Origin of the sequence: Desulfobacula sp. (genome assembly GCF_030145145.1) — a bacterium.
Classification (GTDB): domain Bacteria; phylum Desulfobacterota; class Desulfobacteria; order Desulfobacterales; family Desulfobacteraceae; genus Desulfobacula.
Genome location: NZ_JAQYWD010000009.1, coordinates 84,000 through 97,276 on the forward strand (window position 1 = coordinate 84,000; position 13,277 = coordinate 97,276).

11 protein-coding genes are annotated in these 13,277 nt (G+C 45.1%); 5 read left to right on the forward strand and 6 right to left on the reverse strand.

The annotated features are described in order from the left end of the window. Positions 1 to 70: 70 nt before the first annotated feature. From Q1Q15_RS06825 to Q1Q15_RS06845, 5 genes are all read right to left on the reverse strand, one after another. The gene (locus tag Q1Q15_RS06825) at positions 71 to 1,519 is read right to left on the reverse strand and encodes a diadenylate cyclase (RefSeq protein ID WP_300457912.1); all 1,449 of its coding nucleotides are present in this window, start codon (positions 1,517 to 1,519) and stop codon (positions 71 to 73) included. A 3-nt stretch (positions 1,520 to 1,522) separates the two neighbouring features. Beyond that, positions 1,523 to 1,996: a DUF2914 domain-containing protein gene (locus Q1Q15_RS06830; RefSeq protein WP_300457914.1), complete on the reverse strand. Its 474-nt coding sequence runs from the start codon at positions 1,994 to 1,996 to the stop codon at positions 1,523 to 1,525. A 34-nt stretch (positions 1,997 to 2,030) separates the two neighbouring features. Continuing rightward, positions 2,031 to 2,990 carry a DMT family transporter gene (locus Q1Q15_RS06835; RefSeq protein WP_300457916.1) on the reverse strand — a complete coding sequence of 320 codons (960 nt, stop codon included), beginning with the start codon at positions 2,988 to 2,990 and terminating at the stop codon, positions 2,031 to 2,033. A 297-nt stretch (positions 2,991 to 3,287) separates the two neighbouring features. Then, positions 3,288 to 4,223 carry a DUF4338 domain-containing protein gene (locus Q1Q15_RS06840; protein WP_300457918.1) on the reverse strand — a complete coding sequence of 312 codons (936 nt, stop codon included), beginning with the start codon at positions 4,221 to 4,223 and terminating at the stop codon, positions 3,288 to 3,290. A 269-nt stretch (positions 4,224 to 4,492) separates the two neighbouring features. Continuing rightward, on the reverse strand, positions 4,493 to 4,915 hold the full coding sequence (locus tag Q1Q15_RS06845; protein WP_300457920.1) for a universal stress protein: 423 nt from the start codon (positions 4,913 to 4,915) through the stop codon (positions 4,493 to 4,495). A 324-nt stretch (positions 4,916 to 5,239) separates the two neighbouring features. Here Q1Q15_RS06845 and Q1Q15_RS06850 point away from each other — a divergent pair, with 324 nt between their 5' ends. Together Q1Q15_RS06850 and raiA are read left to right on the forward strand one after the other, a co-directional pair. Next, positions 5,240 to 6,493 (forward strand): aminotransferase class I/II-fold pyridoxal phosphate-dependent enzyme, encoded by a 1,254-nt coding sequence (locus Q1Q15_RS06850; protein ID WP_300457922.1) that lies wholly within the window; start codon positions 5,240 to 5,242, stop codon positions 6,491 to 6,493. Between the two features lie 89 nt (positions 6,494 to 6,582). Continuing rightward, positions 6,583 to 6,942, forward strand: coding sequence for a ribosome-associated translation inhibitor RaiA (gene raiA / locus Q1Q15_RS06855; protein WP_300457923.1), 360 nt, complete (start codon positions 6,583 to 6,585; stop codon positions 6,940 to 6,942). Here the strand turns inward: raiA and Q1Q15_RS06860 are convergent. After that, on the reverse strand, positions 6,939 to 7,577 hold the full coding sequence (locus Q1Q15_RS06860; RefSeq protein WP_300457924.1) for a hypothetical protein: 639 nt from the start codon (positions 7,575 to 7,577) through the stop codon (positions 6,939 to 6,941). The genes raiA and Q1Q15_RS06860 overlap by 4 nt on opposite strands. Before the next feature lie 97 nt (positions 7,578 to 7,674). On the opposite strand from Q1Q15_RS06860, the gene Q1Q15_RS06865 reads away from it, so the two are divergent. The 3 genes from Q1Q15_RS06865 (at position 7,675) to Q1Q15_RS06875 (ending at position 13,270) form a co-directional block, all read left to right on the forward strand. After that, entirely contained in the window at positions 7,675 to 8,679 is a 1,005-nt protein-coding gene (locus tag Q1Q15_RS06865; RefSeq protein ID WP_300457925.1) for a methyltransferase, read from the forward strand. 252 nt (positions 8,680 to 8,931) lie between these two features. Next, the gene (locus Q1Q15_RS06870; protein ID WP_300457926.1) at positions 8,932 to 9,909 is read left to right on the forward strand and encodes an SPFH domain-containing protein; all 978 of its coding nucleotides are present in this window, start codon (positions 8,932 to 8,934) and stop codon (positions 9,907 to 9,909) included. 46 nt (positions 9,910 to 9,955) lie between these two features. Beyond that, on the forward strand, positions 9,956 to 13,270 hold the full coding sequence (locus Q1Q15_RS06875; RefSeq protein WP_300457927.1) for an AAA family ATPase: 3,315 nt from the start codon (positions 9,956 to 9,958) through the stop codon (positions 13,268 to 13,270). The last annotated feature ends 7 nt before the right edge of the window (positions 13,271 to 13,277 follow it).

Genomic DNA, 13,277 nt, shown 5'->3' on the forward strand with positions numbered 1-13,277 from the left:
GACTGGAAGACATGAGAGGGGAACGGCAGCAGGGGGTTGTTTGTTGATTAAACTGCCCCGGGGATACCGTTTAGTCGCCGTCCTGTTTCCCTTCTGGTTTTTTTGAAATAAGATATTGAATCTGGATTTTATTGTTGTTTTCCAATTTAAGGGATGCCGGGTTTAAAACCAGACCAACCGAGGCTGTACCGGACTCCGTGAGTGTGTCCAATGAGATCGGTTCTGTGAAAAGGGTGGCCATGTCCTGGAGTATCAACCCCCCGCCAATGACCCGAATGGTTTGGGGAATGGCCTTTGCCTCTGTCATGACAAGCCCTTTGGGCAGTTTTCCTATCCAGTACGGCTGGATGGGGAGGTCTTTTTTCATCAGGGTATCCAGGCTGATATCCAGTTCTGTGGGGTCTATCTTTTTCAACCGGATCCCCGGGGGAAGTACAATGTTTTCCCGGGTGATGGACAGTTTGTTCATGCCGACCACAGAATGGGTCAGGTTGAGTTTGACCTTGATCTGATCCGGTTTGATGGCATTGATTAGCGGCTTGGCACCGCTGATCAAAAGCTTAACATTGGATGCAGAAGAAGAGATGATTTCCATTTTTTGATCCGGGTTCATAAACTCCACTGGAACATCCTGTGTGGCAAAGGTTTCCATCCCTGTTGAAAAGCGGAGCCAGATACCAGTAATGCAGAACAGGCAGATCGTTCCAGCCGTGACAAGTTCGATGGTCTGATGTCTAAATCCTTTTTTTGATGAATCATCTCCGGTATGTTCCCGGAGTTGTTTTTCAAGATCGGCCCGGTTTTTAATGGCATAGAATTGATTTTCTTTGAACAGGGAAACCTTTCCCCGTTCTTCTGAAACAACAATGACCAGAGCATCTGTTAATTCTGTCAGCCCGGAGGCCGCCCGGTGCCGGGTTCCGAAAAAAGAGGGCAAGTCCCCTCTTTTTGACAAGGGAAGAATCTGACCAGCGCTGATGATCCGATCCCCCTGTATGATCGTGGCACCGTCGTGGACGGGATTGTCGGGCCAGAAAATGCTCACCAGGATTTCCTGTGACAACCGGCCATTCAGCCGAACCCCCCCTTGAACGACCGAGGCCAGTCCTTGCTTTAAGGGCAGCACGATCATGGCACCGATTTTTTTTTCCGCCAGTTCATACACACTTTCAACAATGATATTCAAAGGGGTATGAAATTGATATCGGGGGATTCCCCATAAAATGGATTTCAGATCTTTGGTCTGCAGAACGCTGGAGATTTCATTTCTGAAAATAATAATGATAATAAAGGCTGCCACGGTAATAAAGCCCTGCATGGCCCAGTTGGTTATGATCAGGCCTAAAGGGACGGCGGTCTGACTGACGGCCCAGAGCGCACAAACGGCCACCAGTACCCGGATGACATTGGTTCCCCGGAAAAGCACATAGAGCCGAAATAAAATATAGCTGTTCAGCAGTATATCCAGTGCATCCTGCCAGCGAAGCCCGGAGAATAAATAAAAAAACGGTTCCATCATCAATCAGTCTGCCATGCTGAATCTTAAGGTTTTCAATAGGGTGTCATCAACATCCCGTATTTCGACACGCCAGGGCCCCTTGTCCGCATTCCGGATCTGCATACTGCTGAAAGAAGACCATTTGGGTGGAGAAAGGGTCAGCCGCATGGTGAAAATCAATTTATCTTTTTTATACCATTTGTGAAAAATATAGGTTTTTTCAAACACCGGATCAAAATTTGAAAAACAGAAAACCTCCCCCTGGGAGATGGAAAAAACCACGGCCGGGTTAACCGGTTTAAAATTTTCAATGGATTCACACATGACAGCCTGGGTCAATATCATTTTTGACGCTGACGGTTCTGAGCTGACAGCATAGGGGAGCCATAAGCAGATGACAACAATAATAAAAAGGGCGGGTATTGATTTGCCGGGAACCTGTAGTTTCATGTCTACCACTATATCGAATGCCGTATTTTTTTCAAGACTAAACCTCATGCATCCGGGAAAAAAGGGGGGGCAAACCGCTAATTTATGGGAAGCCTGGCAATTTTAAGTGAAGAACCATCAACCCGGTTGTCACCAGTGCCAGCGCGGCCAGAAGATGAGACGTCACAGGTTCGCCCAGAATTAGCCATCCAAAGCATACCCCGGCGATGGGCATCAAAAAAACAAATGAATGCAGTGAAGCGGCACCATATTGTTTTAATAATGTATTCCAGGCCACAAAGCCCAAAGAGGCGATGGCGATGCTCTGGTATAGCAGGGCCCAGATAATGGTCCGATCCAGTCGGATCACCATGGCTGGGTCCAATAGTACCCCGCAGGCCAGCAACAGGGGGGCTGCAAGCAAGAACGGATAGAGGACCAGGTGGAAGGGCTCAAAATCCTGGATCACCTTTTTTGTGAAAATGATTCGGCAGGCCCACACAAAAACCGCCGCCAGGACAATCAGGTCACCGGTCTGGTATCCAGATCCCATCCCTTCCTTGTCCATGAGGATCAAAAAAACGCCGGAAAACCCCATTAACATGCCCACCACTTTTCTGGGGGTGATACGGTCTCCGGGAATAAAAAAATGGGATAAAACAAGCACAAGAAAGGGGAGCAAATTGGTGATCAGGGCACCGTGGGAGGCATTGGTTTTGGTCATGCCAATGTAAAACAGGGACATTTGAGTCGCCAAAATCATTCCCAGGGTAAGGGTCGAGCCCCATAAGTGTTTTTGTATTTTTAACGGTTGCCGACTCAACAGGGCCCACAATAGGATAACAACTGCGGCAATGGCAAATCGAATACCTGCATTTGTGAAAGATCCCAATCCGGCCAGGGTGATTTTAACGGCCACAGGATTGGCACCGAATATGATGCACAATAAAACAATGGCGGTGGTGGTGACGGCTGAAAACTCATTTTTAGAGGTCATGGTCAGGTCTTTAAAGGGCTTCCTGGGTAAGTATTTTATCCCTGTCGGTTTTTTTGGCCAGGGCAAGCGCATCATCTGCTTATTTTATAAGGTCATCAAGGGTTATATCGGCATTTCCAACTCCTATTGCCCAGCCCGCAGCTACAGAATGACCTGTACGTCATGGCGTGATATCAAAAATATCATTGTATGTCAAAATATCAGCAAAAAGTGATTTGTAATTTCATCCATCTTTTACAAAACCTGCCGTCTTTCTTACCCGTTAACCGGTTGAAATCGCAGAGGACATGAAATCAAAGAAAATCAATCTCGGCCTTGCTGGTAGCTTCTGCCGCCAGTCGTTCGAGACGTTCTTCAGCATATTCAGTCAACAGATTGAGGTGTTTGGAGATCTTGCTCCCCCTCTCGGACCAAATTTTCTGAACATAGAATTTTGCGAAAATCTTTAATCAAAGGCCTCGTATAAATTTTTTTTGGGCTGGTTTTATATGATTTGTCCTTGCGGACGAGCCCCTTACCGGTGGTCATGCCAAGGTATTCCCAGTTGGCAGCTTGATAGCAGGTTCCATGGAAAAATTGTGGATCAACAAAGGTCTCCATTAAAACCGGCTGAAACCCCCATTTTTCATGCCAGTCATCTCGTATTCTGCGGGCAATCTTCCCCAATGTGTGACTGGCAAGATTCTTGATGGTGACCCAGGGAAAAATCAAAAATCGAGAGTTATTAATCACCCATGCCAAATTGTTCAGTCGTTGGTTGGTTGTCCATCCGATCCATTTGTCTCTTGCCTGCATTGATTTTGCTGCTCCTGAAAATAATATGCAACCCAGAGTGGTGTGGTCATTGTTGATGAAATACCGTATAACATATCCAAATGGCCGGCTATAGCCAAGATAATGATACCGCAACATATACTCATTCCAGAGTGTGATATTCTCCTTGTCTGTTACGACCTCCAGATGAATACTACAGAAATTACCGGCGATGCTATTGATAACTGGTTGGGGGTTCGTTCTGGAAGTGAATACGATGGTTTGTTTGTTTGGTTTGCCTTGAATTTTTTTTTCAGGAAGGTGCAAAATCCCCTTGGCTTCTAATTTTTCCAACATCTTCAGGCAGGCATCCTGTTTATTGCTGCCCGCAGCTGTCCGCCAGTTCAAATGTTCACAAATTGTTTCTGTTAATTCAGAACGACTTAAATTGGAAAACAGCTGGACAGTTTCCTGTACAATTTTTATTTCTTTATGGGTAACGGGACGACCGCAGCAAACCATGGCAGGATCCGTTTTGTCAAGCATCGCTTGGTTCCTTCTTGTTTGGTTCATATTTTTAGGGAGTAAGAATCTCCGTATATATTTTATCCACAGCACACATAAGAACCATTTGGTTCCGTTTGTCCCATCTGATGTCTCTTGAATGTTGGCGATGCTCTTCCCTGCGGCCCCGCACTGGATTCGGCAGGGGTGTCAGGGTTTTTATTAACGAAAGAAAGCCATCTGTCTTTGCATATAAATGGCTTCCGTTTTGAAGTTCGTCTGCCAAGGGTTTCAGTGCTTCAGTGCCAGCACTATTTTGTTATAAAAACGGGACATTCTGCCTTATGAAGCACCTGGTGGGCGACACTGCCGAGAAGCAATCCGGTAAAATCCGTAACCCCTCTTGACCCCATAACGATCAGGTCGATTTTTTCAATCCTGGCCACCTCGGGTATTTTGTTGCCTGGAGCCCCTTCAAGAATACGGATATCAAATGCGACATCTCCTTGTTGAAGCAGTTCTAAAAAGGGCTGGACAAGCGCTTCCGATGATTTGTTGATTTCATCAATGGCCTGCTGGAAATACGGTTCTGCCAGGACAATGGGAAACCGTGCATGGCAGTGCAGCAGGATGATTCTGGCATCTAACAGTTTTGCAAGTTCAATGGTATTCTGGGTTGAGCGCATTGAATGATCTGACCCATCAACCGGGTTCAGTATTTTTTTAATATTCATTTTCGCCTCCTTTTCAGCCTGTTTTGTTAAGGCTGATATCCTGTTCAAAGTATAATCTCTTTCCGAAAGAATGTCACTTGATTTGTCGACATAATAAAGTAAATATTGACAAAAAAAGCCGCCATTTGATACTTGATGTCTCAACTTTCGGAGTTGGTCATTTCTACATGGGGTCAGGCTTTCCTTATGGCACTTTTTACCCGTCTGGTTATGAAATAGTATAAAAAGCACAATAAAAAAAGCCTGACCCCATTGATTAAAGCTAACGTCCGAAAGTTGAGTGGATGTTTATCAAAGCAAAAGGACAAAAGGAATAACCGAATAATGCAAAAAAAAAATAATTATCATTTTGAAACACGGGCAATTCATGAAGGGGAAACAGGAGATGGATGGTCGGGTGCAACCCTTCCTCCCATTTTTCAAAGCGCTGCCCATTACCATGAGAGCGCCGAAAGCTTGAGCAAAACGTTTGCCGGTGAAACCCAGGACCATATTTATATGCGGTTGAGCAATCCGACAAACCGGTTTCTTGAACAAAAGCTGGCTGCCCTGGAATCCGGTGCAGGTGCTGTGGCAACAGGTTCCGGCATGGCCGCCATTAACAATGCCTGCATGACCCTGCTTCGATCGGGAGATGAATTTGTCGCCAGCAGATCTCTTTTCATGTCTTCCTATACACTTTTTACCACTATTTTTAAAAAATACGGCATTCGCGTTCGACTGGTTGATCCGTTGAATCTTGATGATATTGAGCAGGCCATCAATGAAAAGACACGCTTTGTTTATATGGAAACCATCACCAACCCGGGAATGGAAATTGCCGATATCAAACAGATTGCACAGATTTCCCACACAAAGGGCATCCCGCTGATGATCGATAACACCCTGGCTTCCCCCTGGCTTTGCCGGCCCATTGAACTGGGGGCAGACATTGTGCTGCATTCAACCACCAAGTACCTGTCCGGTCATGGCGGTGCACTGGGGGGCGTGGTGGTGGATGCCGGAAACTTTGACTGGACCCGTGAAAGATTTTCTGATTTTGCGCCCTTTGTTGAACAAAGGGGACGTCTTGCCTTTCTGCACCGGTTGTTCAAAGAGATTCATGTCAATTTTGGTACCACGCCTGCCCCCCTCCATTCCTATCTGACCGCCATTGGATTGAATACCTTAGGCCTTCGCATGGAACGTCATATGGAAAATGCCATAAGGGTGGCCGATTTTCTCAAAGACCAGCCAAAGGTTGAATGGGTCAATTTCCCGGGGTTTGAGGATCATGGGTGTCATGAGATGGCCAAAACACAGTTTTGCAACAAAGGCTTCGGTGCCATGCTGACCTTTGGGCTAAAGGATCAGGCAGCGTGTTTCAAGTTCATTGATCATCTGGATATGATTTTAAATATCGCCAATCTCGGTGACTGCAAAACCTTGATTATTCATCCGTATTCATCCCAGTATATTTCCTTTTCCCCGGCGCTTAAAAACAAACTGGCCGATCCTCAACTGCTGCGATTTTCCCTTGGTGTGGAGCATGCTGAAGATATTTGCAATGATGTCGCACAAGCCCTTGAGGCGATATAACCGGTGCGTGAGGGGATTAAATCCCTTGTGAGTGATTTTGGGATGTGGTAATGTGAAATACAGAAATTCACTTTTTTCAGGAGGTTCTTATGCACATATCCATTACATTTAAAAACATTGACTCTTCAGATGCCCTGAAATCAAAAATCCAAGAAAAATTTGGTCGGTTTGACAAAATGCTGGATAGCTCTACGGAAGCAGATGTTGTTCTCTCTGTTGAAAAAATTCGACACATAACTGAAATAAGACTTAAAAGTGATAAATTTCATATCCATGCCAAAGAAGCATCCGAAAACATGTATTCGTCCATTGACGCGGTGGCGGACAAAGTAAAATTACAAATTCAAAAGCACAAGGAAAAGCTTAAACGTCATCTGGCCGGTGACAAGCACAGCATTAAGAATAATCCATTAGACTCCGATTCTCCAGACAGTTTGCCGGACAATTAGGACGGGGTCGGCGGGGGGATCTTTCTAAGTTTTGGCTGGCCGCTGATATGGACGGTTCCACTTTCCGTATGGATACTGGTAAGATGCAGATCAATATGGAACTGGTCGTTGCATATTTGGGTGATAACGGGCTGGAACTTTTTAATTTCCATGGCATATTCCACCCCGTTGGCCAGTGATAGCAATTGAAGCAGGTTAGCCGCTATCTGTCCACCGTTGTTTTTATCCTGTTTTTGTGACAGATAAGGGGTAATATACAGCAGGCGGTTGGGCGGGTCATACCGTAAAGAAAGGGTGCAGTTGAAAACGACATTTAAGTCGCCGATATCCATCAACAGGGCCTGACGACCCAACCGGGTTTCAAATTTGATGTTGTTGCCCCGGAGATTCATGTCAAAGGCCACCTTATCCGAACCGATGGTGAGGTGCTCAATGGTGTGAATCCATAAGTCGCCTTTAAAATAAGGCCCTTTTTCAAGGTTCAGCGGTAAGGCCGCTTCAATCATATTGAGGATGACATTACGCGGAATGGTAAGGTGGATTTCATCCGTTGAAATATTTTGGGCATGACTGGTGCAAACGATTATCACCATAAGCCAACACATCAACAGTATGCCCGGATATTTATTTTTCATGGCAAAGAAAGCCTCCATTTTATCTGTTGTTTTTGATATTCAAAAATCGAATTCCAAGGACCTCGTCCGCATACAATAGCATAAAAAAGGAGTCATTATGAAATCATTTGAGTGGAATCCGGGAAGTCTTCTTGAAATGTCAGGCTATTATTGGAAAACCTGCACCCTTCATACGGGTGTAAAACTGGATGTTTTTACGACGATTGGATCAGAGGTCTTATCCGCTGATGATATCAATGAACGGCTGAGGACGGACAAAAGGGGGCTTGTCATGCTGTTGAATGCCTTGTCCGCAATGGCGCTTCTTGTGAAGGAAAATGACACCTATACCAATTCTCCCCCGGCCTTAACCTTTCTTTCAAAAACATCCAAACACTATATCGGGTTTATGATCCTTCACCACCATCATTTGATGGAATCCTGGCATAAAATGGATACCGCTATTCTTGAAGGCAAGCCCACCCGGAACCGGTCTTCTTTTTCCGATGATGACTGGCGTGAAAGCTTTCTCATGGGCATGTTCAACATGGGGATGGCCATTGCACCCGGCCTGTCAAAAGCATTGGATTTGTCAGGATGCAGGCGCCTGATTGATTTCGGCGGGGGGCCCGGGACCTTTGCCATTCATTTTTGCCTGGCCAATCCCGGATTGACCGCGTCTGTCTATGACCTTGAGACCACCCGCCCTTTTGCCGAAAGAACCATTAAACAATTTAATGCATCAGATCGGGTCGATTTTATTTCAGGAAATTATATTGAAGACGATATTCGGTTTCCCAATTCCTTTGATGCTGCCTGGCTTTCCCATATCCTTCACGGTGAAGGGCCTGATCAGGCCAGCGACATTATTCAAAAAGCGGTTTCAGCCCTGAAACCCGGCAGCAAAATTTTTATCCATGATTTTATCTTGAACGATACCAGGGACGGGCCGTTATTTCCCGCACTTTTTTCCATTAATATGTACCTGGGAACCCCGGAAGGCCAGTCTTACAGTGAGACTGAAATTTCAGACATGCTCACCGCAAACGGAATAAGTCATATCAAGCGGCTGTCTTTTGAGGGACCGACTCAATCCGGTATTATCAGTGGTATCCTGTCATGAAAAACTGGTTATCCCAAGGATTTTTGCCAATCTGCTTTCCGATCCCACTTGACCGATTGCCATAATTAGTTTGCCGTAAATAATTTTTGACTCATCAGATGTCTTGATGTATACTTGGCCCATATTGAACTTCATACGGCTATTTTTTCCATTTGATCGCGGATTCATCAAGTAAATTTCATGTGTTAACTATTTATCAACGGAACTGTCTTTTTCACAACACTTGGGTTTTATTAAAAGAAAGGAGCAGCTATGACGGATCAGTCCTCACAAGTATTTCTTCAGCGGGCACGGGTGATGACCTTAATCAGAAGAATCGCATTTGTCTGTTTTATTATCGCTGTTTTATATTCTTTGGCTGCGGTGGTGTATTCAACCAAGGTCATTTACAAGGTCAAGCTCAATTATGCGGTTATCCTTGAACAGTTTGGCGGGAAACGACAGGCGGTGACCGATCTTGGCTGGCATTACAGGCTTCCTTTTTTCACCCGACTTGAAAAAGAAGTCCCCTTGATGAATCAAAATTTGTATCTGGGTGGCAGTTCGGCCCCCATAAAAATTATTTCCCAGGAAAACGTCGCCCTTTGGACATCTGCTTTGATGACGTTTAAAATAACAGATTTAAAGGTCTGGGGGATTGAGAATCTTTCAGCTGAAATTCTTCTCCAGGGGGATTTTGATGGTATTGCCAAAGATACACTGCAAGCCCAGGAAGTCAATAAACTGATCAGTGAAAGGGAACGAATAAAAGAGATTATTTTCCAGGCATTGAAAAATCGCCCCATCAACAAAAACGGCCCGACCATCGAAGGAAAGTACGGGATTGAGGTGGTTAGTTTTGTGATCAATGAAACCCGGTTCGGCGATAAACTGGTTGAAGCAACCGAAGAGAAAAAACGACGTCAGCTCATCGCGGAAGCCGATAATTATGCGGCAGACCAGGAAGCCGAGAGGATTAAGAAATTGTATACAGCCTATCTAGAAGGGATCCGATCCCTCCACCTTGCCTTGGGCGGGTCTGACAAGCAACGTGTCAACCCGGCATTGTTTGAGTTTTTATCCCAGCAAAAATGGGCCACGGCCTATGAAAAAAATCAATCTGATCAAAAAACGTTTGTCCTCCATGGTGCAGGGCAACCACCTTCTTTAACCCTGCCTTCCCTGCCTGACTCCCGCCCCCCTGTCCTGTTGGGAGAAGGCCAGGCAACGACATTACCACAGGCTGATTAAAAAAACTTAACCCCAGGTTGATTTCATTTTATTCAGGGAGAAGGGTATGGCCAAAAGAACGACAAAAGAAAAAACATTGATCAGGCTTCCGGAAGAATCCATAAAGAAGTTAGAAAATCTTGTAAACGCATGGAGTTATGACACCAAAGCATTTGTCCGATCCCGTCTGAACCAGTACAAAGTTGTTCACCCCTTTATTTCATTTTTAAAAGAGTCCTTCTTTTTTCTCTTTTTTATGAGACGGAAAAAAAGAAAAATGAATGTGTTAAACAACCCGGAGATTCTCAGGGACTGGAAAAAGCGATTTTTATACTCCGGGGAGACAAACCCCGGCGCCTCCTGGAACATGATCATTGAAAAAGAACTGACAAAACCGGAATATCATTATTTGATTGCGGTGTTAGATAAAGAATTAACCGACCTCCATGTTCCCTTTGAACTGGAAGAAACGTTTGACAAGATATACCGGGTCCATATCCGGAAAGAACATATTGAAGACCCGGATGTTCCTAAAGCCCCCATCGTTCTCATAGAGGGCACTTCCGGCAGCGGCAAGAGTGCTACGGTCAGGGAAACATTGGAAAAGGTGGTGTTCAGGAATGAAGTGATTCCCATGGTGGACTGGAAAAAGAAAAAAGAAGAAATCCTGGCAAATCACAGTCTGTTTACCAGCCTGGAAGATGTGGACCCTGAATTTGCCATGAAGATTGCAAAAAAAAGAAAGCAGGTCTTTTACAGCCGCCTGGCTCAAATTCCGGTGTTACGGTTCCTGTTTAAAAAGCGAATCATGAACAACCTGACCTACTTTGAAGAACGCGGGATTACGGTGGATTCCTCTATTATCACACCCAATGACTATCAAACGGCGTTATCAGGAGAACCGGGTAATTATTTTAAACGGGCCATGGGTCACCCAAAAGTCACGTCCATCCGACACATCGAAGAAGCCCATTCTGCCTTTGGAAAGTCCGAGAGCTCCCCTGGCAGTGGCGGCGCTGAAAAACAGCAGCGGACCCTGATTGATACCTCCAATATTGTACTGGATGAAATTATTGAGGGAAGAAGAGACTGTTTCATTATTGCCACCAGTGACCAGACCCATCGATTTGATTCCGCCATATACCGGCGGTTTGTGGAAAAAGGGTGTATCATTGATATGGCCAAATACTGGATGAATGCAGAAAATTTGAAAAAAATTATTTACCTTGAAATCAAACGGCACCAGATCCCCACAACGTATGCCCCGGATTCCGACAGCCTTGATGATGCAACCCGGAAAATATACGAGGTGTTTAAAGAAAGAAGCCTTAAAATAAGCCCGGCCTACGTCAGAAAACTCATTGAATCCATTATCAATATCCGGGGGGATTTCATCCTTGATTTCCTGGATAGCAGTATCCTGGTCAGAAATGCATTTCAACTGGTGGCCAAAAATGTCTATGGTGAATTATACAACAAGGTCGTTGACCGAATGGATCGAACGGTTAAATGGGATGAGTATGTGGGGGATATCAAAGATAAATTTTCTGAAATGGCCAATAATTGTTTCAGTTATGGGATCAGTGAGGAAAAAGGTGTTGTTCTGACCGGACCGCCGGGCAGTGGGAAGACATTTCTTGTCCGGACATGGTTGTCTTCAAACCTCAAGGTTCATGATATTGCCACGAGCCCTTCGGCTCTCCAGGACCCGTCAAGCCCGGTTCACGGCGCTGTCTCAAATCTTGAAAAAGTCTATGATATTGCAAAAATGATTGCTCCCACGATCATTTTTTTTGATGAGGGTGATGCCCTGGCCCCCCGAAGAAGTGCCACAGGGGGTCAACCATCGGATGCATTAACCAATAAATTCTTAAATATTATTGATGGGGAAATTCCCCTCAATAAGGTCTTTACCGTTCTGACCACCAATCGTCTGGACATCCTTGATCCTGCCCTGATCCGTTCAAAACGATTAAAAACCCTTGAAATATCCGGCCACATGAGACAAAAAGACATCTTTGACATTATTAAAAAGCGATTTGAAACCCTGCCCCATAATCGCCAGTTTAAAATTGAAAAAATTATTGAGACCGCCCAGGGCATCTGTAACACCCCGGCGGACTATACGTCTTTTACGGAAAAGGCCATTGCCCTGTGCAGTACAGAATACAAGGTCCTGTTAAAGCTTCGCCAGTTGAAAAAATCCACCCAGGAGGAAAAATGGGATTTTATCAAGCTGAATTTTAAAACCATCATCGGCATTCTTGATGCGGTCAAGGCGCCCCCCCTGATAAAGTCAAACATTAAAAATGATATTAAAAATTTTGTTGCCCATTATGCCCAGATCCTTGTCTACGTCGATCATATCTATTCGGAACAAGACTATCCCCTTGTGGAAGCCCATCTGGAATCCGCGCGAAGGGAAATTTCTCAAAGTCCCGTAAGAAAAGGGTCTATCCAGCTCAATGAATTTCTGGAAACAGAGTTGAGCCAAGAACCCCAGGTCGGGTTTATCATTGGTGTGGGCGCCAATGATCTCACCGGGATGCTGCTGCCCATAGCCACCAGCCTCACTGGAAGAGTGGACGGATCCCAGATTATTGTCACGGGTGCGGTATCCTCTTCTTCAGCCAATTCGGCGGAACTTGACATGGCGGTTCAAATGACAAAACAATCTGCCCAGGAAGCGTTGACCATGGTGAAAAACTATATTCAGGAGTTGTCGCCCAATTACAGTATTCCATGGATTTTTGGAGATTTTTTACAGCGATATTCCATTCACCATCAACTGCTTTCCGCGTCCTATAATGTCGGGGGACCATCCGCGGGTTATGCCCTTGCCTTGAATACGCTTTCCGCATTGTTAAGAATTCCCCTGTGCATCGATTTTGGTATCACCGGCGCTCCCTGGACCAAAGGGGTTAGAAAAGATGAGGTTGGCGGTTCCGTCATTATCGGCGGGCACAGGAAAAAGACGGAAAAAGTGCTGTTATACCTGAGGAGAATGTACATGCCCTTACAGAATTATAAGGACCTTGAACCTGAATTTGTAATGGGATACTGGCAACGGAAAAAAGACATCATTGCCGTCACCCATTTTGCCGATTTAATGCCGGAAGTCCTGTTTCTGGATGACGAACATAACCAGAAGCGGGAAGATCTCATCGCGATGCGGATAAAATTGAAAAGCGAAAAATACTATGCCACAGAACGGACACCAAATCTTAAGGAAAACATTATCCAGACAAAAAAGGAAATGAGAAAACGGGCGGAAAATGAAATATTAAAGCGGGTGGGTGCCATCCGAAACTATCTTACAGATCCTGACAGGGAAAGATATATCTCCCATGAAAAGATTTTTAAACAGTATATGGAAGAATAACGGGCCA